A 25,325-nucleotide genomic window follows, 5' to 3' on the forward strand; every position below is an offset into this window, starting at 1 on the left:
CCGCCGCCGCGTCACGGCGGCTGATCGGCGCGGCCTTATGCCCTCGCGCGTGCGCCCGCGCGAGAGTTGGCGCGGCCGCCTCGCAAATGCTAGGAGGAACGCCTATCTAAGCAGTCCGATTCTCACGGCTTTATCCCTCCCTTGACCGACCAGAACACCACCCCTCCGGACGACCGGCGCGGGGGCATCGCCCCTATCGCCATCGAAGACGAGCTGAAGCGCTCCTACCTCGATTACGCCATGAGCGTGATCGTCAGCCGCGCGCTGCCGGACGTCCGCGATGGCCTGAAGCCCGTCCACCGCCGCATCCTGTTCTCCATGGGCGAGCAGGGGCACACGCCCGACCGCGGCTACGTGAAGTCGGCGCGGATCGTCGGTGACGTGATGGGTAAGTATCACCCGCACGGCGACGTCGCGATCTACGACACCCTGGTGCGTCTGGCGCAGCCGTTCTCAATGAACCTGCTGCTCATCGACGGTCAGGGCAACTTCGGCTCGGTGGACAACGACCCGCCGGCCGCCATGCGCTACACCGAAAGCCGCATGACGCGGGCCGCCATGGCCATCCTGGCGGACCTCGACAAGGATACGGTCGACTTCAAGGACAACTACGACGGCTCCGAGCAGGAGCCGGTGGTCCTGCCCTCGCGCATCCCCAACCTGCTGGTCAACGGCGCCGGCGGCATCGCCGTGGGCATGGCCACCAACATCCCGCCGCACAACCTCGGCGAGGTGGTGGACGCCTGCCTGGCCTACATCGACGATCCCGAGGTCAGCCTCGACGCCCTGCTCGACATCGTTCCCGGGCCGGACTTCCCCACCGGCGGCGAGATCATCGGCCGGACCGGCGCCCGAAACGCCCTGATGACCGGCCGCGGCTCGGTGGTGATGCGCGGCAAGGCCGCCATCGAGGAAGTCCGCAAGGAGCGCGAGGCGATCGTCATCACGGCGATCCCCTACCAGGTGAACAAGGCCGCGCTCGTGGAGCGCATCGCCGAACTGGTCCGCGAAAAGCGCATCGAAGGCGTCGCCGACCTGCGCGACGAGAGCGACCGCGACGGCATGCGCGTGGTCGTCGAGATGAAGCGCGACGCCTCGGCCGAGGTGATCCTCAACCAGCTCTACCGTTACACGCCGCTGCAGACCTCGTTCGGGGTCAACATGCTTGCGCTGAACCGCGGCCGGCCCGAGCAGATGGGCCTGCGCGAGATGATCACCGCCTTCGTGGATTTCCGCGAAGAAGTGGTGGTCCGGCGGACGAAGTTCGAGCTCTCCAAGGCCCGCGACCGCGGCCACGTGCTGGTCGGCCTCGCCATCGCGGTCGCCAACATCGACGAGTTCATCCACATCATCCGCTCGTCGAAGGATCCGGCCGAGGCGCGCGAGCGCCTGGTGGCCCGCGACTGGCCGGCCGGCGACATGATGCCCCTGGTCGAGCTGATCGCCGACCCGCGGACCGTGGTGGTGGAGGCCTCGCGCATCCGCCTGACCGACGAGCAGGCGCGCGCGATCCTGGCCCTGACCCTGTCGCGCCTCACCGGCCTTGGCCGCGACGAGATCTTCGGCGAGGCCAAGACGCTCGCCACGGCGATCAGCGGCTTCCTCGAGATTCTGGCCTCGCGTGAGCGTGTGATGGCGATCGTCCGCGAGGAGCTGGTGGAGATCGGCGAGCAGTTCGCCGTGCCGCGCCGCACCGAGATCGTGGAGGGCGACGCCGACGTCGAGGACGAGGACCTCATCGCCCGCGAGGAGATGGTCATCACGGTCACCCACGGCGGCTATGTGAAGCGTACGCCGCTGTCGATCTACCGGACCCAGCACCGCGGCGGCAAAGGCCGCTCAGGCATGGCCACCAAGGAAGAGGACGCCGTCACCCGCGTCTTCTCGGCCAACACCCACACGCCCATGCTGTTCTTCTCCAGCGGCGGCAAGGCCTACAAGCTCAAGGTGTGGCGCCTGCCGCTCGGCACGCCGACCAGCCGCGGCAAGGCGTTCGTCAACCTGCTGCCCATCGAGCCGGGCGAGAGCATCACCTCCATCCTGGCGCTGCCCGAGGACGAGGCGAGCTGGGACCAGTACGACGTGATGTTCGCCACGCGCTCCGGCAGCGTGCGGCGCAACAAGCTCTCCGACTTCGTGGACATTCGCCGCAACGGCAAGATCGCCATGAAGCTCGACGAGGGCGACGCCATCGTCGGCGTGGGCGTCTGCAACGCCCAGCAGAACGATATCCTGCTGACCACCGCGCTTGGCCGCTGCATCCGCTTCGCGGTGGACGAGGTGCGGGTGTTCGCCAGCCGCGACTCCACCGGCGTGCGGGGCATCCGGCTGGCCGACGGCGACAGCGTGATCTCGATGGCCATCCTGCGGTCGGCGCCCGCCACGGCGGCGGAACGTGCGGCCTACCTGAAGCACGCCAAGCTGATGCGCATCGCCACGGGTGAGGCGGATGAGGTCGAGGAGAACGGCGCCGCGGTCGACGAGGAGGAGGCCGAGGGCGGCGAGGAGGCTGCGCTCAGCCCCGAGCGGATCGCCGAGATGGGGGCCGCCGAGGAGATCCTGCTGACCGTCTCCACCGAGGGCTTCGGCAAGCGGACCAGCGCCTACGAGTTCCGCCGGACCGGACGCGGCGGCCAGGGCCTGCTCGCCCAGGATCTCACCAAGCGCGGCGGCAAGCTCGCCGGGTCCTTCCCGGTGGAGGAAACCGACCAGATCCTGCTGGTCAGCGACCAGGGCCAGCTGATCCGGATCCCGGTGAAGCAGGTCCGGCTCGCCGGGCGCAACACCCAGGGCGTGATCATCTTCCGCAAGCACCAGGACGAACACGTGGTCTCGGTCGAACGCCTAGCCGATACCGGCGAGGACGAGGCCGACATCGGCGAGGCCCAGGTGGCCGAGGGTGAGGGCGGGGCGATCGACCCCGACGCGGGCGAGGGCGGCGAAGGCGGCGGCGAGGTCTAAGGCCCGCTGACGCCCCGGCGCCGGAGGCCAACTTAGGGCTTGCCAGATCGGCCCTACGCGGCGAAAGGCGAAGGGCAGGGCAGTTGGGGGACCAGGCCGCATGACGCGCATCGGGCTCTATCCGGGCACGTTCGATCCCATCCACAACGGTCACACCGACATCATCGGCCGGGCCGTGAAGCTGGTGGACAAGCTGGTCCTGGGTGTGGCGATCAACGCCGGCAAGGGGCCGCTGTTCTCCCTCGAGGAGCGCGTCGCGATCGTCGAGGAGGCCGTCGCGCCGCTGCGCAGCCGGGCCGAGATCGTGGTCCAGCCGTTCGAGGGGCTGACCATGCATTTCGCCCGCGAGTGCAACGCCACGGTCATCGTCCGCGGCCTGCGCGCCGTGGCCGACTTCGAGTTCGAGTTCCAGATGACCGCCATGAACCAGCAGCTGGACCGCGACATCGAGACGGTCTTCCTGATGGCCGATCCGCGTCACCAGGCGATCGCCTCCAAGCTGGTGAAGGAGATCGCCATGCTGGGCGGCGACGTCACCAAATTCGTCAGCGACGGCGTCAAGGACAGGCTGCTGGCCAAGGTCGGCCGGGCCTAGCGCTTTCCAGCGCGGGTCGGTACCAGTGCCGTCCATGAAGAAAGCCGTTCTGCTCGCCGCGGCCATGGCGCTCGCCGCGACCACTGCGTCCGCCCAGAAGAAGCCCTCTCCCAAGGCCGCCGCTGCGCCGGCCCGAGCGGCCGCCCCGACGGGCGCCGACTGGCGCACGCCCGATCCCGCCGACGTGCTGGTGATCGACACCAACAAGGGGCGGATTCTGGTGGAGATGGTGCCCGAGGCGGCGCCCGGCCACGTCCAGCGGATCCGTGAGCTCACCCGCCAGGGCTTCTATGACGGCCACCGGTTCTTCCGGGTGATCGAGAACTTCATGGCCCAGACGGGCGATCCGCAGAACACGGGCGAGGGCGGCTCGTCCCTGCCGGACATCCAGGCGGAGTTCATGTTCCGTCGCGGCCCCGACGCGCCCTTCGTCCTGGCCGCCGACCAGGCTGTGGCCGAGATCGGCTTCGTGAAGTCGCTGCCGGTCATGACCCAGTCGATGATGCTCGCCCCCATGACGCGGGACGGCAAGGTCTCGGGCTGGGCGCTCTACTGCCAGGGCGTGGCCGGCATGGCCCGGGCGGAAGCGGAGAACTCGGCCAACAGCCAGTTCTTCCTGATGCGCGCGCCCTACCCCTCGCTCGAGAAGCGCTACACCGCCTGGGGCCGTGTGATCGCCGGGCAGGACGTGGTCGGCGCCATCAAGGTGGGCGAGCCTGTGGCCGATCCGCAGGACCGCATGGAACGTGTGCGCCTGCTCGCCGATTTGCCGGAAGGCCAGCGCCCGAGGGTGCGGGTCATCGACCCGAAGAGCGCCTGGTTCAAGGCCGAGATCGCCCGCGTGCGCGCGGCCAAGGGGGCCGATTTCTCGGCCTGTGACGTCAACATTCCTGTCGAGGTGAAGTGATGGATCCCGAAAACACCCTGATCATGACGCTGGAGTCGGGCCCGGTGACCATCAAGCTGCGGCCCGACCTGGCGCCGGGCCACGTGGCGCGGATCAAGGAACTGGCCCGCGAGGGCTTCTACGACGGCGTGGTCTTCCACCGCGTCATCCCGGGCTTCATGGCCCAGGGCGGCGATCCCACCGGCACCGGCTCCGGCGGCTCGGACAAGCCGAACCTGCAGGCCGAGTTCAGCCGCGAGCCGCACGTGCGCGGGGTCTGCTCCATGGCGCGCACGCCCAATCCGAACTCGGCCAACAGCCAGTTCTTCATCTGCTTCGACGACGCCACCTTCCTCGACAACCAGTACACGGTCTGGGGCGGAGTTGTGGAAGGCATGGAGCACGTGGACGCGCTGCCCAAGGGCGAGCCGCCGCGCAGCCCGGGCAAGATCGTCTCCATGAAGGTCGCCGCGGACGCCTGAGGCGCGGCATGGCCCCCAGGCTCAAGGTCTTCGTCACCTCCGACGGGTTCACCGACTACGTCGTGGCGACCAGCTCGAGGGCGAAGGCGCTGGCCGCCTGGGGGAGCCACCTGGATTTGTTCAAGACCGGCATGGCGCGGGAGACGGACGACCCGGATCTGGTCGCCGCCGCGAACGCCCAGCCGGGCGAGGTGCTGCGCCGGCCGGCCGGCACGCGCGGCGAACTCGCCAAGCTGAAGCCGCCCAAGAAGGACAAGCCCGCCGGGCCTTCCAAGGCGGCGCTCAAGAAGATCGCCGACCTGGAGGCGCGGCTCGCCGCGCTCGACGCCGCGCACCAGAAGCGGGTCGAAGCCCTGGAGCGCGAACAGGCGAGGCTTGCCGCCGAGCTGCAGTCGGCGCGCAACGACTACGCCGCCCAGCGCGCCAAGGTCGAGGACGCCCTCAGCGCGGCGCGACAGGCGCTAGGGTGACCACCACCGGATAGTGGTCGGACCCGAGCCGCGGCCCGCGCTCCACCTTCACAGTCGCCCAGCCCGAGCCTGCGTAGACGTGATCGATCGGCAGGAAGGGGAAGAGCCCTGTCCACCGGAAGCGCGCCTGCGGCCGCGCGGGCCAGGAGAACACGGCCCGCGTGCGGCGGATCAGGCCGAACTGCTCGTCCCAGCGGCGGCGGGAGAAGGACCATGGGGTGGAGTTCAGGTCGCCGGCGACGATGGCGCGGCTGCGATCCACGCCTGCTAGCATGCTGGCGAGCCGGGCCTCCTGGTACTGCTGGTCCTCGGCGTCGGTCGGCCAGGCGTAGTGCACGCCGATCACCGGGATGTCGCCGATCATCGCCTGGGCGGCGGGAATCGGCCTGGGCGGGCGGGCCTGGCGGATCTCGCGCAAGGGGCGCTGGCTGAAGATCATCACCTCGCAATTGGCGCAGGCCACGCGCCAGTCGGTGCGCTCGGCCATCAGGCGCCGGAAGGCGGGGGTGGTCTCCTCGACGATGGCGATGTCCGGGTCCTGGGCGACCAGCCAGTCCACCGCCCGGCCCAGGTCCTCGTTGTAGTGCCAGACGTTGAACTGCACGACCTTGATCTCGCCGGCCGCCCTGGGGGCGGCTTTCGGGCCGGCGTCCCGGAGGAACTCCGGCAGCAACAGGGTCGCCGAGAGCACGATCCCCAGTCCGCCCACGGCGGCGAGCAGCGCCCGCGCCTCGCCGCGGAAGAGGGCCGCGGCGGCGGCGGCCAGAAGCGCCCCGGCGAGCCAGATTGGCGCGAAGTGGTTGAGGATGTCGGCCGTCAGGCTCGCGCGGCCGAACTGGCCTGCGAGCGGCGCCATGACGCCCAGCCCGGCGCCGAGGAAGACGGGGGCGGCGATCAGGGCCAGCAGGGCGAGTCGCACGAAGCGCATGCCCGCCTCTAGCACGGCCGCCGCTTGACGCGACTGCGGCCCCGTGGCCTTGAGCCGCCTCCATGCAACTGGCCGACTTCGATTTCGAGCTTCCGGACGAGCGCATCGCCCTGCGCCCGGCCAGCCCCCGCGACTCGGCCCGCCTGCTGGTGGTGGAGCCCGGCGCGCCCCTGCGCGACCGGGTGGTGCGCGATCTGCCGGACGAGCTCCGCGCCGGCGACATCCTGGTGCTCAATGACACGCGGGTGATCCCTGCACGCCTCAAGGGCGTGCGCCTGCGTGGAGAGAGCCGCATCGCGTGCGAGGCCACCCTCCACAAGCGGGTAGCGCCCAGCGTCTGGACAGCCTTCATGCGGCCCGGGAAGAAGCTCCAGCCCGGCGATCGGATCAGCTTCGGCGAGACCGGCGACCGGGCCTGCCTTCTGGGCGCCCTCGACGCCACCGTCCGTGATAAGGGGGAGGGCGGCGAGGTGACGCTGGCCTTCGACCTGGCCGGACCGGACCTGGACGCCGCGATCGCCGAGCGTGGGGCCATGCCGCTGCCGCCCTACATCGCGGCGAAGCGCGGCGAGGACGACAAGGATCGGGCCGATTACCAGACGGTCTACGCCCAGGAGGACGGCTCGGTGGCCGCGCCCACCGCGGGCCTGCACTTCACCCCGGAGCTGTTCGCCAGGCTCAAGGCGGCGGGCGTTTCGACCGCCTTCGTCACGCTTCATGTGGGCGCTGGCACCTTCCTGCCGGTGAAGACCGAGAACCTCGCCGAGCACCGCATGCACGCGGAGTGGGGCGAGGTGGATGTCGCCACCGCCGAGCGGCTGAACGCGGTTCGCGCCGCCGGGGGCCGGATCGTCTGCGTTGGCACCACGTCGCTCAGGCTGCTGGAGTCGGCCACGGGCGAAGACGGTGTCGTCCGTCCGTTCATGGACGAGACCGCGATCTTCATCACGCCCGGCTACCGGTTCCGGGCGGCCGATGGCCTGATGACCAACTTCCACCTGCCGAAATCCACCCTGTTCATGCTGGTCTCTGCGTTCGCGGGGCTCGAGGCCATGCGGTCGGCCTACGCCCACGCCATCGCCAGCGGCTACCGCTTCTATTCGTACGGGGATGCGTCCCTGCTCTGGAGAGCCTGATGGCCGCCTTTCCCTTCGAGATCCAGGCGACCGATGGGCGGGCGCGCACCGGCGTGCTGCGGACCCCGCGCGGCGAGATTCGCACGCCGGCCTTCATGCCGGTGGGCACCGCCGGGACGGTGAAGGCGCTGACGGTCGATCAGGTCGCCGCCACCGGCGCGGACATCATCCTGGGCAACACCTACCACCTGATGCTCCGGCCCACGGCCGAGCGCGTGGCGCGTCTGGGCGGGCTGCACCGCTTCATGCGCTGGGAGAAGCCGATCCTCACGGACTCGGGCGGCTTCCAGGTGATGAGCCTGTCGAAGATCGCCAAGGTCAACGAACAGGCGGTCACGTTCCAGAGCCACCTCGACGGCTCCCGGCACGTGCTGTCCCCGGAGCGCTCCATCGAGATCCAGGCCGACCTGCTCGGGTCGGACATCGTCATGCAGCTGGACCAGCTGGTCGGCCTGCCGGCCCCCGACGAGGCCGTGGCCGAGGCCATGCGGCTCTCGGCGCGGTGGGCGCAGAGGTCGAAGGACGCGTTCGGCGCGCGCGACGCCCAGGCGCTCTTCGCGATCCAGCAGGGCGGAACTTCGGAGCCGCTGCGCCGCGAGTCGGCCGAGCGCCTCCAGGAGATCGGGTTCGACGGCTACGCCATCGGCGGGCTTGCGGTGGGCGAGGGGCACGAGGCGATGTGCGAGGTGCTGGACTTCGCGCCCGGGCAGCTCCCGGCCGAGCGGCCGCGCTACCTAATGGGCGTGGGCAAGCCCATCGACATCGTCGAGGCGGTCTGGCGCGGGGTCGACATGTTCGACTGCGTCCTGCCGACCCGCTCAGGCCGGCATGGCCAGGCCTGGACCTGGGACGGCCCGATCAACCTGAAGAACGCCCGCTTCGCCGAGGACGACCACCCGCTCGATCCCGACAGCGACGTGCCGGCCAGCCACGACTATTCGAAGGCCTACCTGCACCACCTGGTGAAGGCCGACGAGATCCTCGGCCAGGTGCTGCTGTCCTGGCACAACATCGCCTTCTTCCAGCGGCTGATGGCCGGCCTCCGCGGCGCCATCGCAGAAGGGCGGCTCGAAGCCTTCCGCGCCGACTTCAGGCGCCGGGCTTCTTCGTCGGGTACCTAGGCTTCAGGCCGCCCGCCTGGTTCACCACCGGGGTGCCCGCCCGAACGTGGCTGGGCGTCGCCGGCGGCTTGCAGCCCTTCGATTCGCCCAGGCCCTTGAGGTAGGCCCGCCGCACCCCGCCGGCGGTGATCGCCGCCTGCACGGTCTGATCGTGCCGCTCGGCGCCCGACAGGCGGCGGACCCAGCCCCGGAACGGAATGGCGTCGCTCGCCACGCTCGCCACCGCTCCATAGGCGGTTTCTCGGCTGAGGAGGTCGTCCTCGTCGCTCGGCGGCAGGTCGAGGTCGGCGCCGAGCGCCTGGTCCAACGGCTGAACGAGGGCGATCAGGGTCGCGCAGCGGGTGTTCGGCGGCCGCTCGTACGGGTCGGCCATGGCGCGCAGCAGCACCTCGGGAATCTTGGAGCGCATGACGTTCAGGTCGCGCAGGGGCGCGGACACGGCGCCCGTCATTGTCTCGCGGGTGGCTTCCTGGCGGGTCTGCACCCGACCGTCGGGTCCGGTGGTGGCGCAGGCGGCGAGGCCGCAGGCGGCGGCGAGAATCAGCGCGATCGGGGCGGTGTTACGCATCGTGCGGCATACTAGCGTGGCCTGTGGCGCAGTTAAGGCGGGAGACGCCCTTGCGCCGGCCGGTCCGCCCGCCTAGGTTCCGCGCCGCTTCGCCCGGGCGGCCATCGGCTCCCATCCGCGATGCGGGCCGGTAGCTCAGTGGTAGAGCATTCGACTTTTAATCGAATGGTCGTGAGTTCGAACCTCACCCGGCCTACCAACTACTGCGCCAGCCCTTCCGGCCGGCGCGCCACCCGCACCTGCACCTCACGCCGCTGCCGGTCGCGCAGCACGCTCAGCGAGAGCGTCGAGCCCGGCTGCGCCCCCGCGATCGCCCGCGTCAGGCCTCCCGCGCCCGTGATCGCCTCGCCGCCTACCGCCACCACCACGTCGCCCGCCTCGAGCTGCCGCGCCGCAGGTCCCCCGGGGGCCACCTGGGCGATCAGCGCCCCGCGCTGGCCGCCGACGCCCAGCCGATAGGCCAGCGCTGGCGTCAGGTCGGCGACCCCCACGCCCAGGTAGCCGCGGGTGACCCGGCCAGACTGGATCAGCTGGCGGGTCACGTTCTCAGCCAGGTCCGCTGGAATCGCGAAGCCGATGCCGACCGAGCCGCCGGTGGGTGAGAAGATCGCCGTGTTCACCCCGACCACGCGGCCCTGCAGGTCGAAGGACGGCCCGCCCGAGTTGCCGCTGTTGATCGGCGCGTCGATCTGCAGGTAGCTCACATAGGCCTCCCCGATCTCCCGGCCGTGCGCCGAGACGATGCCAGCCGTCGCCGTGCCTCCGAGGCCGAACGGATTGCCCACCGCCACCACCCAGTCGCCGACCTCCGGCAGCGCGGAACCCGCGAAGCTGACATAAGGGAGGTCCGGGGCGCCGATCTTCAGCACCGCCAGGTCGGTTGGCGGGTCGCGTCCGACCAGGCGCGCCGGGAACTGGCGCCCGTCGGCGAGCGCCACGACGATCTCCTGCGCCCCTTCGACCACGTGGTTGTTGGTGACCACATAGCCGTCGGCGCTGATGATGAACCCCGATCCAGCCCCCCGCCGCACGGGTACGACGCCGAGGCCCGGCGGCAGGCCCGCTGCGAACCCTTCCGCCGCCCCCACGGAGAGGGTGTCCACCGACACCACCGCCGGCGACACTCGCTTCACCACCGGCGCGAAGGAGTCTGGCGCGCCGCCTGCCGGCGTGGCGACGATCGGCCCGGACGTCTGGGGCGCGGCGGGCGGGGCCGCCCGCTCGCAACCGGAAATCAGCAGGATGGCGGCGCCGGCGAGGGCCAGGGCAGGGTTGCGGCCGATCATCATCGCTCTTCGCTGGAAGCGGCGCCGACGGGATCCGGCGCCCGTGCATGCCCATCCCTAGCGAACCGCGCGGCGCCTGCAAGGGGCCGGCGGCGGTCCGGGATGGACGGAGGCTCGACGCATGCTAGGCCTTGCACAGGCGAGGCGCGGAGGCGGGCATGCAGGCGGCGAGCGGACGAAGGACCTTCCTCAGGCAAGCCTCCGGCGCGGGGCTGCTGGCGCTGGGCGGCTGCGCAACCGCCGCGCCAGGACCGAGGCTGATGGCCCCGCCCAGGCCGCCCTTCCGCCCAGTCTCGCCGCTGGCGCGCATCAACGCGCGCCCCGAGCGGATCATGAACATCACCGTCTGCCTTCGGCCGTTCCGCGCCGCCGGGCCCAGGCTCGACGCCGAGACGGTGGCGGACAAGCTGGTGGTGCACAACTACGGCCACGGCGGCGCAGGCTGGTCGCTCTCCTGGGGCTCGGCCCAGGTGGTCGTTCCCAAGGCGCTGTCCGCCGGCGTCCGGGACATCGCAGTCATTGGGTGCGGCGCGCTTGGCCTTACGGCCGCGATCACAGCCCAGCGCGCCGGCGCTTCGGTGACCATCTACGCCAAGGAGCGGATGCCGGAGGTCCGCTCGGCGCGGGCCACGGGCGTCTGGTCGCCCGACTCGCGGATCGCCACGGCGACGGCCGCGCCCGCGAACTTTCCTGCGCTCTGGGAGCAGATGGCGCGGGCCTCGTTCCGCACCTTCCACAGCTACCTCGGCCTGCCGGGCGCTCCGATCGAGTGGATCGACCGCTACCTTCTCGCGGACGCACCGCCCGGGCGGCGGGCCGACCCCGTGGGTTTCGCCCACTACCAGAGCCGCGTCGCCGACCTCACGCCGCCCATGGAGACCCTGCCGCCCGGCAGTCACCCGTTCCCCACGCCCCATGTGCGGCGTACGTCGCTGCCGATGTTCAACATCGCCGAGTACGGCCGCGTGCTGATGAGCGAGTTCCTGCAGGCCGGCGGGCGCATCGAGACGGCCGAGTTCCACACACCTTCCGACCTCGCCCGCCTGAAGCAGAAGGCGGTGATAAACTGCACGGGCTATGGCGCCCGCGCGCTCTGGAAGGATGAGAGCCTGGTGCCCGTGCGGGGCCAGATCGCCTGGCTGATCCCGCAACCCGAGGCCAACTACGGTGTGATCTACGAGAACGTGTCGATGCTCGCCCGTCGCGACGGCATCGTCATCCAGCAGACCGGGCCGGATGAGGCCTGGGGCTATGGAGACGCCAATGAGCAGGTGGATCGGCAGGAGGCGCTGGGCGCCGTCGCCTCCATCGCCAAGGTCTACGCCTGAGATCCCGCCCCCCGGCTGAGCGCGTGGCTCGTCCCCCCTACTGCTGCTGTTGCTGTTGCTGTTGCTGGCGCTGCTGTTCCTTGACCCAGGCGCTTGCGCCCGTGGGGCGGGCTCCGCTGCGGCCCGAGCTTGGCTGTGACCCCCGCAGAAACTCCGGCTCCGGCGGCGCGGCCCTGGCCCTTCGTACGGTGACGCCGACGGTCAGTTCGCTCTGCGTCTGACCCTTGAAGACGCCCCGCGTGGGCGGCACGTCGGAATAGTCTCGCCCGACGGCGCAGGCGATGTGCCGCTCGCCGGCTTCGATGTTGTTCGTCGGATCGAAGCCGATCCAGCCCGTGGAGGGGAGGAACACCTCGACCCAGGCGTGGGTGGCGTCCGGGTCGGAGCGGTCGCCGTGCTTGCGGTCGGTGAAGAGATAGCCTGAGACGTAGCGGGCCGGGATGCCCCACGATCGACAGATGGCGATCATCACGTGGACGAAGTCCTGGCAGACGCCGCGCCCCGCCTCCAGGACATCGTCGATCGGGCTGTCGGCGCGGGTGACCCCGGCCTCGTAGCCGAAGGCCTCGTACACGGCGCGCGAGAGCTCGCGCGCGGCGGTCAACGGGCACGCTGATCGCAGCCGGTCCAGCGCGTGCTCCTGCACGAAGGCGTCCAACAGCGCCGTCTGCTGGGCGAAGCCGTGCGGTTGGAGGAACTCGAAGTTGTCGCGCCGCACCGGATCCGAGCGCAGCCGGTCCCATTCGCCGAGCTCCAGGTGGTCGGGGAGAGGCGCAGGCGGCTCGGTCTCGACGGCTGATCGCGCCGTTATGGTGAGGCGATCGTGCGGCTGCGGTACGTCGAAGTGGTAGACCGCATTGCCGAAAGCGTCGGCATAGGAGAACAGCTTCGCCGGCGGGTCGAGCTCGAGATCGAAGTTCACGAGGCGTTGGCTGTGGCTGCGCTGGGGCTGCATCCACACCTCCATGACGCTTTCCCGCACCGGAGCCTCGTAGCTGTACTTCGTGACGTGGCGGACTTCGAACAGCATGCGATGATCCTTCCTCAGGCCGGGAGGCGCTGTTCGAGCGGGTAGGCGACGAAGGTCTCGTACACCGTTCGATGGATGGCGGCGCACTCGTCCAGAACGCTGGCCACGAAGGCGCTGGCGCCCTGGGCCTGGATCTCCTGCATGTCGGCGTACTGCAGGCGCGCCCGCAGTCGTCCGGCCAGACGCTCGGGGCTGGCGTGGGCGGCCTCGGCGTTGCGGCTGATCACCGCCAGGTGCTCCTCGATCCGTGCCGTGCAGAACCGCAGCGACCGCGGAAAGTCCTCGTCCAGCAGCAGGAACTCGAGGATGAAGCGTGGCTGCATGTCGGCGGTATAGACCCGCAGATAGGGCTCCAGGGCGCAGGCCATGCGCAAGAGGCTGGTGAGTGCGAAGTGGTCCGTGATCGCCCGCCGCCGACCGTCGCCGAAACAGACCTCCAGCAGCGAACCGATCAGCTGGGCCCGCTCAAGGTAGACGCCCAGCAGCAGGAACCGCCAACCTTCCCCATGGCTCATGGTCGCATCGGCCGCGCCTTTGAAGAGGTGCAGGTCGGCAATGGTGTCGTGCAGGAAGGCCTGCAAGCCTTCTCGGAACACCCGCGGGGCTTCCGGGTCGGTCATCCGCAGGTGGATCAGGTTCAGCCGCTCCCAGGTCTCGGAGGTGATCTGGTCGCGCACCTGCCGTGCATTTTCCCGAGCCTGGGACAGGGAGCTGGCCACAGAGCCCGGATTGTCCCGGTCGAGCACCAGGGCCAGCACGGCCTCGTAGGGGTTCAGCACCTTCTCCGGATCCGCGTCGCCAACCGCCAAGAGCCCGATGCGCGCGACCTGCGCCGCTGCGTCGGTGCGGTCGAGAGTGGCGGTGAGCAGGACGTCGGAGAGGCGAGCCATGTGCTCGGCCCGCTCCACGTAGCGGCCGATCCAGTAGAGGCTGTCGGCGACCCTGGCGAGCATCATGCGCGCACCTCCCGGCCCTCGGCGAGCACCCAGGTGTCCTTGGAGCCGCCGCCCTGGCTGGAGTTCACGACGAGCGAGCCGCGCCGCAGGGCCACCCGCGTGAGGGCCCCCGGGGTGACCGTTATCTTCTCGCCGGAGAGGATGAAGGGTCGCAGGTCCACGTGCCGGGGCTCGATGGACGAATCGATCAGACAGGGCGCGGTGGAAAGCTGGATCGTCGGCTGGGCGATGTAGTTGGCCGGATCGGCCCGCAGGGCCTCGGCGAAGGACTCCCGCTCAGCGCGGGTGGAGTGGGGGCCGACCAGCATGCCGTAGCCGCCGGAGGCGCCCACCGCCTTCACGACGAGTTTGTCCAGGTTGGCCAGCACGTGGCTGAGCTGCGCGGGCTCGCGGCAGAGGAAGGTCTCGATGTTCGGCAGGATCGGCTCTTCGGCGAGGTAGTAGCGGATGATCTCCGGCACATAGGCGTAGACCGCCTTGTCGTCGGCGACTCCCGTGCCGGGCGCATTGCAGATCACCACATTGCCGGCCCGGTAGGCGTTGAACAGACCGGCCGCGCCGAGCCCCGAGTCCCGCCGGAAGGTGAGGGGATCGATGAAGTCGTCGTCCACCCGGCGGTAGATCACGTCGATCCGCCGCAAGCCGGTGGTGGTGCGCATGTAGACCATGTTGTCGTGCACCACGAGGTCGCGCCCTTCGACCAGCGGCGCGCCCATCAGCCGGGCCAGGTAGGCGTGCTCGAAATAGGCCGAGTTGTAGACGCCCGGGGTCAGCACCACGACCTGCGGGTTAGGTCGCCAGTCGGCGGCCATGCTCTTCAAGGTGGAGAGCAGGAGGTCCGGGTAGCGGTCGATGGGCCGCACGCCGGCCCCGCGGAAGGTGCCGGGGAAGACCCGCTTGGAGGCCTCCCGGTTGGCCAGCATGTAGGAGACGCCGGAGGGGACGCGCAGGTTGTCCTCCAGCACGGCGAAGGCGCCGTCGGGCTGGCGGATAAGGTCCGAGCCGCAGACGTTGGCGTAGGCCTGGTGCGGGACGTAGAGGTTCAGCATCTCGCGCCGGTAGCTCGGCGCGCACAGCACCAGTTCACGGGGCACCACCCCGTCCATCAGGATCTGCTGGTCGGAGTAGATGTCCGCCAGGAACATGTTCAGCGCCCGCAGGCGCTGGGTCAGGCCGGCCTCGATGGTCGCCCATTCCCGCGCCGGGATGATGCGGGGCAGCAGGTCGGTGGGGATGATGCGCTCGGTGGAGCTTTCCGCCCCATAGACGGTGAAGGTGATGCCCTGCAGCAGGAAGAAGCGCTCCAGCGTCCGCTGGCGCTCAGCCAGCTCCTGCGAGCTCAGGGTCTTCAGGCGCGCGGCGAGCGCCGCGTAGTGGGGACGCACGTCGCCCCCGGGCGCGGCCATCTCGTCATAGGGGGCGAGCGCCGGGATCCATGTCTGCACCGCTTCGTCCCGCGCCACGCCCCGCCGATCCTCATCCAGGTAGAAGGTCTGTCGACCCTAACGCCTGGACCCCCGTTGCGGAGCCTTTGCGCTGGCTCAGGGGTGCGGGCTGCCTGTTTTCCAGGCAGCCCGCTGGCCCTTAGAACAGCCAGTCGGCGCGCGTGAGGCTGGACGGCGCCACCGCGTCGAGGGTGGTGATGTGGAAGGGCCATTGGCCGCCCCCCGGACCATCCACGTCGAGCATGACCTTGGTGCCGCCGGCTCCGTCAGCCAGGAACTTCACGTCCCGAGCGATGTCGCCACCGGTGTAGAACGGAGCCAGTCCGCGCAGGTCCAGCTTGTCCACGCCGGCCTGGAAGTCGGTCACGCGGCCGGCGTTCCAGGGCAGGGCGTCGAAGTCGAAATAGTCGGCGCCCGCGCCGCCCGTGAGCCGGTCGGGGCCCTGGCCGGCGGTGAGGGTGTCGCTGCCGGCGCCGCCGGCGAGCACATCGCCGTAGGTCTTCGACACCAGGGTGACGCCCGCCGTCGTGGTCGGAGGCGGCGTCGGAGTGGGCGGCGGAGCCGTGCCGGCCTGGCCGAACACCTTGGCGGCGGTCAGTCCGGCGGGCGAGACGCCTTCCAGGGTGACGATATGGTACGGCCACTGGCCGCCCACGCCGTCCACGTCCAGCATCACCTTGGTCCCGCCCACGCCGTCCGTCTCGAAGGTGACGGCGTCGCGATTCGGCAGGGCCGAAAGGTCGAGGCGATCGGTGCCGACCACGAAGTCCTTCACCTTGCCGGCGTTCCAGGGCAGCCCCTTGAACACGAAGGCGTCCGCACCCGCACCGCCGATGAGCTGGTCAGGACCCTGGCCGGCGTTGAGGGTGTCGTTGCCGGCGCCTCCTGTCAGGTTGGCCGAGTAGCCGCTCGAGGTGAGGGTCACGCCTGCGCCCGTAGCCGGCGGCGGAGGAGGCGGGGTCGGCGTGGGCGGCGGCGGCGGCGGGGCCGGGCCGCCGACCGGCGGGACATAATTCGGGTCCGGCAGGTTCCAGGCCTTCACGTAGTCGATCTTCATTTCGGCCGGCCAGGGCGTGGTGCCGTCCGGAGGGCCCGCCCAGTTCCCGCCGACCGCCAGGTTGACGATCATGTGCATGGGCTTGTGCATGTCGACCGGAGTGGCCGTGCGCCACACCTCGGCGCCGTCCACGTAGAAGATGATGTCCTTGGGGCTCCACAAGGCGCCGTAGGTGTGGAAGCCCGAGTCGTCCGGGACGAAGTTCTGCAGGCCCGCGGCCGGGACCGCGTTCGAGTGGATGGCGTTGTACGGCACCTTGGTGTCGGACCCGAGGCCCTCCAGGATGTCGATCTCGTTGTTGTTCTCGCCCAGCAGCCAGAAGGCCGGCCACAGCCCCTTGCCGTGCGGCAGCTCGGCGCGGATTTCGAAGTAGCCGTAGGTTTGCTGGTAGTGCGAGTCCAGCATGCCGGAGCTGTACTGGTAGCCCCACATCTTGCCCGACACGTCGGCGGACACCGGCTGCGCCTTGATGGTGAGGACGCCGTTGTTGACCGAGTAGGGGTTCAGACCCATGGGCGCGCCGGTTGTGCCCTTGAACTCGGGTGCGACGTAGATCTGCTGCTCGCCGTTGCGCGGCAGGGTGAAGCTGTTCAGGCCGTCGCCAGCGTAGCCGAAGTTGGTCTTCCAGACGCTGCCGGTCTGCAGGCTGTTGAACTCGTCGACGAAGGTCGGATTGGTCAGAGCCCGGTACTCGAGCGGCAGCTGGAAGTCGCGCTCGGCGAATTGGCCAACGCTGGCGTTGCGGAAGAGGATCTGGCTGGCGCCGTTGTTCAGCAGGACGTCGGCGCCCTGCTGAACCATCGCCGCCTTCACTTCGGCGAAGGTGTTGAGCTCGCCGCCGATCAGCCGGATCTTGTCGCTCCACGACTGGAAGTCCTGGATGACCTTGTTCCCCTCGCCCAGCCGCACGAGGAAGGTGTCGGCGCCGGCGCCGCCGACCAGGACGTCGGACCCCTTGCCGCCGTAGATGAACTGGTCGCCGTCCTGGCCCTCGATGATGTTGTCGCTGTCGTTCCCCGCGGCGTAGCTGCCGTGGCCGAAGACGATCAGGTTCTCGACGTTGGCGGGGAGGGTATAGGAGTTCCAGATCTTGATCGTGTCGACGCCGCCGCCGGCCCATTCGACCACGGTGTCCCGGGTGTCGCGCACCCAGTAGAAGTCGTCGCCGCCCATGCCGACGAACTGGTCACGGCCGCCGCCGCCCTCGAACTGGTCGGCTCCGGACGAGCCATTCAGCGTCTCGCTGGCCCATGAGCCGTTCACGTACCGAACGCCAGCCAGATTGGAGTCGGGCAGCGTCGCACCCACGAAGTTCCGGTAAGCCACGTGAAACCCTCGGCGTTTGTTGTGAGTTGTCTGGAAGTCCCGCCGGCCCGTTGGCCGCGCGGCGCTCCCCCCTGCGGTGTTCCCGAAATAGGGGTCACATTTCCGTGCGGCAACAACTGTTTGCAGCAGCGCTTGTTCTTTCAGGCACAAGCTAACGTGAGCGTCGTGGCAGCGGCAAAGCCCAATTTCTGCCCAAATCACCAGTCCAATATCGGCATCGGCAGAGCTTGTTTACTTACTTGAACTTACTACCATCTGCTGGTTGTGTGGCGGCTTGCGCACAACGTCGCAGCGGAAGACCTGACTAAGCTCTATCCAGGGTCGCGCAGCCGCAGCCGTGACAGTCGCCGACAGCCCCGCTAAACGGGTGCGGGGGCTCGGAGAAATTTGAGCTTTGAGTCGACTGGTTCATGCCGTCGCCGCCTCGGCGGCCCTCTGCGCCGTCGCGGCCGGTCCGGCGCGGGCCGACCAGCCACGCGCGGCTGTGGAGGGCGAGCTTGACCCCGAACTGCGCGCCGCGATCCTGCGCGCGATCGGCCAGACGGACCGCCCGATCGAGAACCGCTTCGAGGCCCGCCGCCGCGCCCGGGCCGCCGCCGAGGACGCCATCGCGGTGCTCCGCTCGGAAGGCTATTACGCCTACACGGTCGAGCCGGACGTCACGGACGTTGAACCGCCGACGGCGTTGGTGCGGGTGACCCCGGGTCCGCGCTTCCGCATCGCCGAGCCATCCATCAGTTGGGTCGGGGGGCCGCCAGAGCCGCAGGCGGGGCAGGCCGCCGCCTCTGCGCTTGATCTGCAGCCGGGCGGGCCGGGGCGCGCCGCCGAGGTCATCGCGGCGGAGGGGCGCGCGGTCGCCGCGATCCAGAAGCTTGGATACGCGGACGTCCGCACCGAGCCCCGGGAGGTGGTGGTCGATCACGCTGACCAGACGGTGCGCCCCACCTTCCGGATCGCGGCGGGCGAGATCGTGCGGCTGGACGGCATCCGCCTGACTACAGACGGACGCACGGACCCGGCCTGGGTCACGCGCCTCGCGCCCTGGCGTAACGGCCAAGCCTATGACCCTGACGCCGTCGCCGAGCTGGAGCGCCGGCTGCTGGACGCCGGCGTCTACGACAGCGTCACGGTGGCCCTGGCGCCCGCAGCCGACGCCACCCCGGAGGGGCTGCGGCCGATCGTCGTCAGCCTGGCCGAACGCAGCCGCCGCACCCTGGAGCTCGGCGCGAGCTGGGCCACGGAAGAAGGCCTGGGGGTCGAGGGCCGCTGGACACGGTACAACTGGCTCGGCCGGGCCGACACGCTCTCGGTCTTGGGACGTGTCTCAGAGCTCGACAGCCGGATCGCCCCGACCCTCACCCTGCCGCACTGGCGGCGCCCGCAGCAGACCCTGACTACGGGCGCAGCGGCGTACCGTGTGCGTACCGACGCCTACGACGAGACCGGCGTCGGCGTTCGCGCGGACGTCACCCGCCGCTTCGGCCGCACCACCTCGCTGGTGCAGGGGTCGTATGTGACGGTCGGCGCCTCCGTCGACGTCAGCCGGACGGAGGAACTCCGCACCGAGACCCTCAACCCGCTGGGCCGCGACCTCGTGACCCTGGGTTTGCTGGGCGACTTCTCGCTGGACCGCTCGGACGATCCGCTGGACCCCCGACGCGGCTGGCGGGTCAACGCGCGCGCCGAGCCCACGGTAATCGTGGGCGAGACCAACCTGCCTTACCTGCGGCTGCAGGCGCAGGGCAGCTACTACCTGCCCATGGAAGCGGGACGGACCGTGGCCGCTGCGCGCCTGCGGCTTGGGGCCATCGCCAACGGTCAGATTCCGCAGCTGCCGGCCTCGCGGCGGTTCTACGCCGGCGGCGGCGGCTCGGTGCGAGGCTTCGGCTACCAGGACGTCGGCCCGCGGCTTCCGGACGGCCGGCCGCAAGGCGGCGCGGCTCTGTTCGAGACCTCGCTCGAGCTGCGGCGCCAGTTCACCGAGCGCTGGGAGTTCGCCGCGTTCGTCGACGCAGGCGCGGTCTCGACGGACCAGACCCCCTCGTTCCAGGACCTCGCCATCGGGGCAGGCGTCGGCGTCCGCTATCACCTGAACTTCGGGCCGATCCGGGTCGACGTGGCCACCCCGGTCAGCCGCCGGCGCGGCGGCGCGCCGTTCCAGATCTATGTCAGCATCGGGCAGAGCTTTTGAGCGAGGCGGCGGACACCCCCGCGCCTGTCGAGGCGCTGAAGCGAAAGGTGCTCCCTCGCGCCCTTGTGGTGCTGGCCATTACGCTGGTGGTCAGCATCGCCGCGATCTTTCTGGGCGCCCGCTACGGCGTGCTGCTGCCGGAAGCGCGCCTGCTGATCGAGGCGCGCACAGATGGCCTGAAGGTGGGACGGTTCGGTCGCCTGAAGGTGGAGGGGCTGTCGGGCGACATCTGGCGTGACGTCCGCGTGCGCAGGCTCACCGTCCGAGACGAGCAGGGCGTCTGGCTTGAGGCGAACAACGTCCATCTTACATGGCGTTACCTGGAGCTCTTCAGGCGACGCTTCCACGCCGACCTGATCGAGGCCCAGTCCATCCGGCTTATCCGCCGGCCGACGCTCACCCCGAAGGGCAAGGACCGCGGCATGCCGGTCTCCTTCCACATCACCCGCGCCGCCGCGCGGGTGGAGATGCTACCCGGCTTCAGCTACCGGCGCGGGGTGTACGACCTCGGCCTGGCGCTGGACGTGGAACGCAAGGGCGGGCGGACAGTCAGCGCGCGTGCGCTGAGCGTGCTGCACCCTGGCGACCACCTCGTCGCCGACGTCGACATGGGGGAGGCGCGCCCGCTGAAGGTCAGGGTGGACGCGCTCGAGGCGCGGGGCGGCGCCCTTGCCGGCGCGCTTGGGCTCAACCCCGATCTGCCGTTCGCCCTCGACATCAAGGCCGACGGCCGGACGGCCCAAGGCCGGTTCACCGCGCTCGCAACGTCCGGAACGCTGCGCCCCCTGGAGGCTCAGGGCGCTTGGAATCCGGCCGGCGGGCAGGCCAGCGGCCGGCTGCTGCTTTCGGCCTCGCGCCTGACCGATCAGTGGCGCGGACGGCTTGGACCGCAGCTCGGGTTCGCCGTAACCGGGCGCAAGGCGGGCGAGGCGCTTTACCAGCTGGCCCTCGACGTCGATGCGGAGAACCTCGACCTGCAGGCGCGCGGCCTCGGCGACCTCGGCAAGCGGCAGCTCGGCCCGCGTGGCCTGGCTGTGACCGCCAGCACCCGAAATCTCTCCCGGATCACCGGCGGGCCGCAGATTGGCCCGGCGCGGGTCGAAGGGACTCTCACGGGCGGGCGCATCGGCTACCGCTTCGCAGGCGCCGGATCGGTGGCCCAGCTGCGCCTCGGCGCCTACGGCCTCGCGCAGGTGTCCGGCCCGATCGAGGTCGAGACCCGAGCGGGGGCGGTCAACGTTCAGTCGACGCTGACCGGCCGCGGCGGCAGCGGGTCCGGCTGGATCGCCGCGGTCATGGGCGGCGCCCCGCGCGCGGTCTTCGACGGATCGCGGCTGGCCGACGGACGGCTGTCGCTGCGCCGGCTCGAACTCGACGGACGCGGCCTCGACCTCGACGCCAGCGGCGGCCGCAGCCTGTTGGGCGGGCTGAACTTCAAGGGCGACGCGCGCCTCACCAACCTGGCCGCAGCCCGGCCCGGGGCCGCCGGCGCGCTGAGCGCGAGCTGGTCGGCGAACCAGGGCGGCGCGGGCCGGCCCTGGGTGTTCGACGTGGACGCACGCGGGCAGCGGTTCGCCAGCGGTTACCCCGAGCTGGACCGGTTGCTCGGCGGCCAGCCGCGGCTCTCGGTGGGCGCTAGCGTGCAGGGCCGGCGGGTCACCGTCGCCAAGGCGGTGCTCGACGGGGCCGCCCTCGATGTCACCACCACAGGCGTTGTCTCGGCCGAGGGCGGACTGGCGTTCAGAGCCGACTGGGCGGCTGCCGGCCCCTTCCGGGCCGGGCCGGTGGAGATCGCCGGCCGGGCACGCGGGGACGGGGCGATTGCAGGCACGCTGCGGGAGCCCCGCGCCGACCTGACCGCGCGCGTGGACCAGATCGACGTGCCGCGGCTGCCGCTGCGCGACGCGCAGGTGACCCTCAGCTTCCAGCGGCGGCCTGACGGGTCCAGCGGCGCAATCGCCCTGGCCGCCCAGAGCCAGCACGGCCCCGCCCGCGCCCGGTCGGATTTCCGTTTCCCGGCCGGCGGCGTGGACCTCACCAACCTGTCGCTCGACGCCGGCGGGCTGAGGGCGTCGGGCGCGCTGTCGCTGCGCCGGCGCACGCCATCGGCCGCGGATCTGCGCGTGGAGGTGGTCCCCGGGGCCTTCCTTCAAGCCGGCCGGGTGACCGGGACGGTGCGCATCGTCGACGCGTCGGGGGGCGCTCGCGCCAACCTCGACCTGATCGGCCAGGGGCTGGTGGCGCCCGGCCTCGCCGGCACCGCCGTACGCACGCTGCGGGTTTCGGCCGCCGGCCCGCTGGCGCGGCTGCCGTACACGGCCGAGGCGCAGGGCGTGACGCGGGCCGAGCGCTGGAACTTCGCCGGCCGCGGACTGCTGACGGAGACCCGTCCCGGCTATGGGGTCAGCTTCGACGGCGGGGGGCGGCTGGGCGAGCGGGACCTGCGGACGACCGAGACGGCGGTCTTCCGCTTCGCCGGGCCCGACCGCAGCGCCCGTCTGCGGCTCGCGGCGGCCGACGGCGGGCGGATCGACCTCGACGGGCGGTTGAATGCAGGGATGGCGGATGTGCGCGCCCAGGTCGCGGGCCTGGGGCTCGGGCTCTTCGACGAAGATCTCGCCGGCCAGGTCCAGGGATCCGTCAGCCTGCAAGGACGCGGCGCGGGCCTGACAGGCGTGATCGATGCACGCCTGACGGACGCCCGCGGGCGCGGCCTGCCGGTGACCGCCGGCATCGACGGCACGGTGCGCGGGCGGTTGGCCGACCAGTCGCTGACCCTGGAAGCAGCCGTCACCAACGAGCAGGGCCTGCGCGCCAGCAGCTACGTGGTGCTCCCCACCGAAGCGTCTGCCGCGCCGTTCCGTCTCGCGATCGCCCGGCAGAGGCCGATGCAGGGCCGGTTCGCCGCCGAAGGCGAGGTGCGACCTCTATGGGACCTGCTGATCGGCGGCGAACGCAGCTTCTCGGGCCAGGTCTCCACGGCGGGCACGCTGGCGGGCAGCCTGGCCGCGCCGCAGGCGGCCGGGCGCATCACGGTGGCCAACGGCCGCTTCGAGGACGGGCAAACCGGGCTATCCCTCCGGCAGATCTCGCTGCGCGCGGATTTCGCCGAAAGCGCCATGAACGTCACCCGCGCCACGGGCGTGGACGGGCAGGGGGGCTCGGTCGCGGGCGCAGGGCGCATCAGCCTGGCGCGCAACGGGGTTTCCAGCTTCCGGCTCAACCTCGACAACTTCCGGCTGATCGACAACGAGCAAGCCACGGCCTCGGCCAGCGGGCCCGTCACCATCGACCGCGGCGCCGATGGGCGCGTGCGGCTCTCCGGCGACCTCGCCATCGTCCGCGCCGATGTGGCCGCCGAGCCGCCGATACCTTCCGGCGTCGTGGCCATGGACGTGGTCGAGCGAAATCGGCCGGTGGAGCTGGCGGCGAGCCTTCCCCCAGCCACGCGGCGCGGCAATGGCTGGGCCCTGGACGTGCGGCTGCATGCGCCCGGGCGGGTGTTCCTGCGCGGCCGGGGCCTGGACGTGGAGCTGTCGCTGGAGGCCCGAGTGACCGGCGCCACCTCCCGACCGGAGCTCAGCGGCGTCGCTCGGGTCGTACGCGGCGACTACCAGTTCGCCGGCAAGCGCTTCGACTTCGACCCGCGCAGCGTGGTCTATCTCTCCACCCGGCCGGAGGAGATCCGGCTGGACCTCACGGCCACGCGGGACGACCCCTCGCTCGTCGCTGTCGCCCGCATCCGCGGCACGGCCGCCCGTCCGGAAGTGACGCTCAGCTCCACGCCCAGCCTGCCGAACGACGAGGTGCTGTCGCAGGTGCTGTTCGGCCGCTCGGCCTCGCAGCTGTCGCCCATCGAGGCGGCCCAGCTCGCCTCCGCCATCTCGGCCCTGGCCGGCGGCGGCGGTTTCGATGTGATCGGCAACCTGCGCAACTTCGCCGGCCTCGACCGCCTGGCTTTCGCGGGCGGGGGCGGGGACACCGCGCTGACCGTGGCCGGCGGCAAATACCTCACCGACGACGTCTACCTGGAGATCATCGGCGGCGGGCGCGAGGGCACGGCGGCGCAGGTGGAGTGGCGGGTACGCCGCAACCTGTCGATCATCTCGCGGCTGACCCAGCAGGCGGGCACCAAGCTCGCGGTCCGCTGGCGGCGGGACTACTAGGCCGCCTGACCGGTGCGGCCTCCCGCTTCGGCGTAGGCCTGGGTGCCGCGGGTGAAGACTGCGTCGCCCGGCTGGATCGTCGCGATGGGGATGTCGGGCGCCTCGGCCAGCCGGGCATAGATCGGCGCGAAGTCCTGCAAGGTGGCGTCGAGCAGCGCCTGCAGGGACGGGATCACGAAGTAGACCTGCTGGAAGTCGTCGATCCGGTAGGGGGTGCGCATCACCCGCTCCAGGTCGAAGCCCAGTCGGTTGGGCGAGGCGTCGTCCAGCGCAAACACCGATTCCGCATAGCTGGACACGATGCCCGCGCCGTAGATCCGCAGGCCCTGGGGGGTGCCGAGAAGGCCGAACTCCACCGTGTACCAGTAGAGGCGGGCGAGGTTGTGCAACTGCCCGAGCCCCAGCGCGCGCCGGCCGCCTTCGCCATAGGCCTGCATGTAGTCGGCGAACACCGGGTCGGTGAGCATCGGCACGTGGCCGAACACGTCGTGGAAGACGTCGGGCTCCTGCAGGTAATCCAGCTGCGCGGGCTTGCGGATGAACTGGCCCGCCGGGAAGCGGCGGTTGGCCAGGTGGTCGAAGAAGACGTCGTCGGGCACAAGGCCGGGCACGGCGACCACGGTCCAGCCGGTCAGGCGGCGCAGTTCCTCGTTGATGCGTGTGAAGTCGGGGATGCCCGTCCGGTGCAGGTCGAGCGCCTCCAGGCCCTTCAGGAACGGGTCGCACGCCCGCCCCGGCAGAAGCCTGGCCTGGCGTTCGTAGAGGGTGATCCAGACGTCGTGCTCGGCCTGGGTGTAGTGCTCCCAGCCCTGGTCGATGGTCCAGTCGGCCCGCGCCCCGGGCGGCGGGCCGTTCGCAAAGCCATCCGCGCTCATGGCGTCAGAATGGCCCCGTTTCGCTGGAAGTTCCGTTCTTTCCGGCTCGCCCTTCGCCCACGCCGGGGGAAAAGCTTGCGCCTAGTGGCTGATCCGGGGGCGAAGCTTGTACTGGCCCTCGCGGAACGATTCGAAGATCAGCTGGGTCTGCGGATGGCCGACGGGCTGGCCGCTGTCGTCCGGAACCAGGTTCTGCTCGGACACGTAGGCCACGTAGGAGCTTTCGTCGTTCTCGGCGAGCAGGTGATAGAACGGTTGGTCTTTCCTGGGGCGGATGTGCTCGGGGATCGAGAGCCAGTACTCCTCGGTGTTCGAGAAGGTCGGGTCGACATCGAAGATCACGCCGCGGAACGGGTAGACGCGATGCCTGACCACCTGGCCGAGCTGATATTTGGCGACTCGCGTGTTCATGGCGTCGAATCTAGCGCGCGGCTCCTGAGCAGAAGGTGAACGTACCGCGTCACCCGCCGTGCATCCAAGCCCGCGCCTTCCGGCGCGCGAACCGGCTTGCTACAGTC

At 70.6% G+C, this 25,325-nt stretch carries 19 protein-coding genes and 1 tRNA gene; 11 read left to right on the forward strand and 9 right to left on the reverse strand.

Annotation, left to right across the window (positions count from 1 at the left end):
* Nucleotides 1-141: 141 nt before the first annotated feature.
* From gyrA to VIL67_RS14795, 5 genes are all read left to right on the forward strand, one after another.
* On the forward strand, nt 142-2,961 hold the full coding sequence (gene gyrA, locus VIL67_RS14775; RefSeq protein ID WP_332049672.1) for a DNA gyrase subunit A: 2,820 nt from the start codon (nt 142-144) through the stop codon (nt 2,959-2,961).
* Between the two features lie 100 nt (nt 2,962-3,061).
* Nucleotides 3,062-3,556: a pantetheine-phosphate adenylyltransferase gene (coaD, locus tag VIL67_RS14780; protein ID WP_332049673.1), complete on the forward strand. Its 495-nt coding sequence runs from the start codon at nt 3,062-3,064 to the stop codon at nt 3,554-3,556.
* Between the two features lie 34 nt (nt 3,557-3,590).
* Nucleotides 3,591-4,463: a peptidylprolyl isomerase gene (locus VIL67_RS14785; RefSeq protein WP_332049674.1), complete on the forward strand. Its 873-nt coding sequence runs from the start codon at nt 3,591-3,593 to the stop codon at nt 4,461-4,463.
* The gene (locus VIL67_RS14790; protein ID WP_332049675.1) at nt 4,463-4,924 is read left to right on the forward strand and encodes a peptidylprolyl isomerase; all 462 of its coding nucleotides are present in this window, start codon (nt 4,463-4,465) and stop codon (nt 4,922-4,924) included. Before VIL67_RS14785 ends, VIL67_RS14790 begins: the two co-directional genes overlap by 1 nt.
* An 8-nt stretch (nt 4,925-4,932) precedes the next feature.
* The gene (locus VIL67_RS14795; RefSeq protein ID WP_332049676.1) at nt 4,933-5,394 is read left to right on the forward strand and encodes a hypothetical protein; all 462 of its coding nucleotides are present in this window, start codon (nt 4,933-4,935) and stop codon (nt 5,392-5,394) included.
* Here the strand turns inward: VIL67_RS14795 and VIL67_RS14800 are convergent.
* Nucleotides 5,366-6,322 carry an endonuclease/exonuclease/phosphatase family protein gene (locus VIL67_RS14800; RefSeq protein ID WP_332049677.1) on the reverse strand — a complete coding sequence of 319 codons (957 nt, stop codon included), beginning with the start codon at nt 6,320-6,322 and terminating at the stop codon, nt 5,366-5,368. The genes VIL67_RS14795 and VIL67_RS14800 overlap by 29 nt on opposite strands.
* A 62-nt stretch (nt 6,323-6,384) precedes the next feature.
* Between VIL67_RS14800 and queA the strand changes: the two genes are divergently transcribed.
* Nucleotides 6,385-7,458, forward strand: a complete 1,074-nt coding sequence (queA, locus tag VIL67_RS14805; protein WP_332049678.1) for a tRNA preQ1(34) S-adenosylmethionine ribosyltransferase-isomerase QueA — start codon at nt 6,385-6,387, stop codon at nt 7,456-7,458.
* The gene (gene tgt, locus VIL67_RS14810; RefSeq protein ID WP_332049679.1) at nt 7,458-8,579 is read left to right on the forward strand and encodes a tRNA guanosine(34) transglycosylase Tgt; all 1,122 of its coding nucleotides are present in this window, start codon (nt 7,458-7,460) and stop codon (nt 8,577-8,579) included. Before queA ends, tgt begins: the two co-directional genes overlap by 1 nt.
* On the opposite strand, the gene VIL67_RS14815 is transcribed toward tgt, so the two are convergent.
* Entirely contained in the window at nt 8,548-9,147 is a 600-nt protein-coding gene (locus tag VIL67_RS14815; protein ID WP_332049680.1) for a hypothetical protein, read from the reverse strand. The two genes, tgt and VIL67_RS14815, sit on opposite strands and share 32 nt — an antisense overlap.
* 124 nt (nt 9,148-9,271) lie before the next feature.
* On the opposite strand from VIL67_RS14815, the gene VIL67_RS14820 reads away from it, so the two are divergent.
* A tRNA-Lys gene (locus VIL67_RS14820) sits at nt 9,272-9,346 on the forward strand.
* A 1-nt stretch (nt 9,347) separates the two neighbouring features.
* On the opposite strand, the gene VIL67_RS14825 is transcribed toward VIL67_RS14820, so the two are convergent.
* Complete coding sequence (locus tag VIL67_RS14825; RefSeq protein WP_332049681.1) at nt 9,348-10,433, reverse strand: S1C family serine protease; 1,086 nt, start codon at nt 10,431-10,433, stop codon at nt 9,348-9,350.
* A 158-nt stretch (nt 10,434-10,591) separates the two neighbouring features.
* On the opposite strand from VIL67_RS14825, the gene VIL67_RS14830 reads away from it, so the two are divergent.
* The gene (locus VIL67_RS14830; protein ID WP_332049682.1) at nt 10,592-11,761 is read left to right on the forward strand and encodes an FAD-dependent oxidoreductase; all 1,170 of its coding nucleotides are present in this window, start codon (nt 10,592-10,594) and stop codon (nt 11,759-11,761) included.
* 37 nt (nt 11,762-11,798) lie between these two features.
* On the opposite strand, the gene VIL67_RS14835 is transcribed toward VIL67_RS14830, so the two are convergent.
* The 4 genes from VIL67_RS14835 to VIL67_RS14850 form a co-directional block, all read right to left on the reverse strand.
* On the reverse strand, nt 11,799-12,791 hold the full coding sequence (locus VIL67_RS14835; protein ID WP_332049683.1) for a transglutaminase family protein: 993 nt from the start codon (nt 12,789-12,791) through the stop codon (nt 11,799-11,801).
* Between the two features lie 14 nt (nt 12,792-12,805).
* Nucleotides 12,806-13,747, reverse strand: coding sequence for an alpha-E domain-containing protein (locus VIL67_RS14840; RefSeq protein ID WP_332049684.1), 942 nt, complete (start codon nt 13,745-13,747; stop codon nt 12,806-12,808).
* Nucleotides 13,744-15,153, reverse strand: coding sequence for a circularly permuted type 2 ATP-grasp protein (locus tag VIL67_RS14845; RefSeq protein WP_332049706.1), 1,410 nt, complete (start codon nt 15,151-15,153; stop codon nt 13,744-13,746). Before VIL67_RS14845 ends, VIL67_RS14840 begins: the two co-directional genes overlap by 4 nt.
* A gap of 178 nt (nt 15,154-15,331) precedes the next feature.
* A complete protein-coding gene (locus VIL67_RS14850; RefSeq protein WP_332049685.1) occupies nt 15,332-17,575 on the reverse strand; it encodes a family 16 glycosylhydrolase in 2,244 nt (747 codons plus the stop codon).
* A 394-nt stretch (nt 17,576-17,969) separates the two neighbouring features.
* On the opposite strand from VIL67_RS14850, the gene VIL67_RS14855 reads away from it, so the two are divergent.
* Together VIL67_RS14855 and VIL67_RS14860 are read left to right on the forward strand one after the other, a co-directional pair.
* Nucleotides 17,970-19,766, forward strand: coding sequence for an autotransporter assembly complex protein TamA (locus VIL67_RS14855; RefSeq protein WP_332049686.1), 1,797 nt, complete (start codon nt 17,970-17,972; stop codon nt 19,764-19,766).
* Nucleotides 19,767-19,813: 47 nt separating this feature from the next.
* A complete protein-coding gene (locus tag VIL67_RS14860; RefSeq protein ID WP_332049687.1) occupies nt 19,814-23,932 on the forward strand; it encodes a translocation/assembly module TamB domain-containing protein in 4,119 nt (1,372 codons plus the stop codon).
* Here the strand turns inward: VIL67_RS14860 and phhA are convergent.
* Nucleotides 23,929-24,807 (reverse strand): phenylalanine 4-monooxygenase, encoded by an 879-nt coding sequence (gene phhA / locus VIL67_RS14865; protein ID WP_332049688.1) that lies wholly within the window; start codon nt 24,805-24,807, stop codon nt 23,929-23,931. The genes VIL67_RS14860 and phhA overlap by 4 nt on opposite strands.
* 81 nt (nt 24,808-24,888) lie before the next feature.
* The gene (hspQ, locus tag VIL67_RS14870) at nt 24,889-25,218 is read right to left on the reverse strand and encodes a heat shock protein HspQ (protein ID WP_332049689.1); all 330 of its coding nucleotides are present in this window, start codon (nt 25,216-25,218) and stop codon (nt 24,889-24,891) included.
* Between the last annotated feature and the right edge of the window lie 107 nt (nt 25,219-25,325).

The organism is Phenylobacterium sp. (assembly GCF_036563385.1).
In the GTDB taxonomy this organism is placed as follows: domain Bacteria; phylum Pseudomonadota; class Alphaproteobacteria; order Caulobacterales; family Caulobacteraceae; genus Phenylobacterium.

Bases quoted from the DNA above. Each gene is read 5' to 3' on its own strand.
- VIL67_RS14795 (WP_332049676.1), top strand. From the start codon at position 4,933: ATGGCCCCCAGGCTCAAGGTCTTCGTCACCTCCGACGGGTTCACCGAC.
- coaD (WP_332049673.1), top strand. From the start codon at position 3,062: ATGACGCGCATCGGGCTCTATCCGGGCACGTTCGATCCCATCCACAAC.
- VIL67_RS14830 (WP_332049682.1), top strand. From the start codon at position 10,592: ATGCAGGCGGCGAGCGGACGAAGGACCTTCCTCAGGCAAGCCTCCGGC.
- VIL67_RS14800 (WP_332049677.1), bottom strand. From the start codon at position 6,322: ATGCGCTTCGTGCGACTCGCCCTGCTGGCCCTGATCGCCGCCCCCGTC.
- VIL67_RS14825 (WP_332049681.1), bottom strand. From the start codon at position 10,433: ATGATCGGCCGCAACCCTGCCCTGGCCCTCGCCGGCGCCGCCATCCTG.
- tgt (WP_332049679.1), top strand. From the start codon at position 7,458: ATGGCCGCCTTTCCCTTCGAGATCCAGGCGACCGATGGGCGGGCGCGC.
- VIL67_RS14815 (WP_332049680.1), bottom strand. From the start codon at position 9,147: ATGCGTAACACCGCCCCGATCGCGCTGATTCTCGCCGCCGCCTGCGGC.
- VIL67_RS14785 (WP_332049674.1), top strand. From the start codon at position 3,591: ATGAAGAAAGCCGTTCTGCTCGCCGCGGCCATGGCGCTCGCCGCGACC.
- hspQ (WP_332049689.1), bottom strand. From the start codon at position 25,218: ATGAACACGCGAGTCGCCAAATATCAGCTCGGCCAGGTGGTCAGGCAT.
- VIL67_RS14790 (WP_332049675.1), top strand. From the start codon at position 4,463: ATGGATCCCGAAAACACCCTGATCATGACGCTGGAGTCGGGCCCGGTG.
- VIL67_RS14845 (WP_332049706.1), bottom strand. From the start codon at position 15,153: ATGGCCGCGCCCGGGGGCGACGTGCGTCCCCACTACGCGGCGCTCGCC.
- queA (WP_332049678.1), top strand. From the start codon at position 6,385: ATGCAACTGGCCGACTTCGATTTCGAGCTTCCGGACGAGCGCATCGCC.
- phhA (WP_332049688.1), bottom strand. From the start codon at position 24,807: ATGAGCGCGGATGGCTTTGCGAACGGCCCGCCGCCCGGGGCGCGGGCC.
- VIL67_RS14840 (WP_332049684.1), bottom strand. From the start codon at position 13,747: ATGATGCTCGCCAGGGTCGCCGACAGCCTCTACTGGATCGGCCGCTAC.
- VIL67_RS14835 (WP_332049683.1), bottom strand. From the start codon at position 12,791: ATGCTGTTCGAAGTCCGCCACGTCACGAAGTACAGCTACGAGGCTCCG.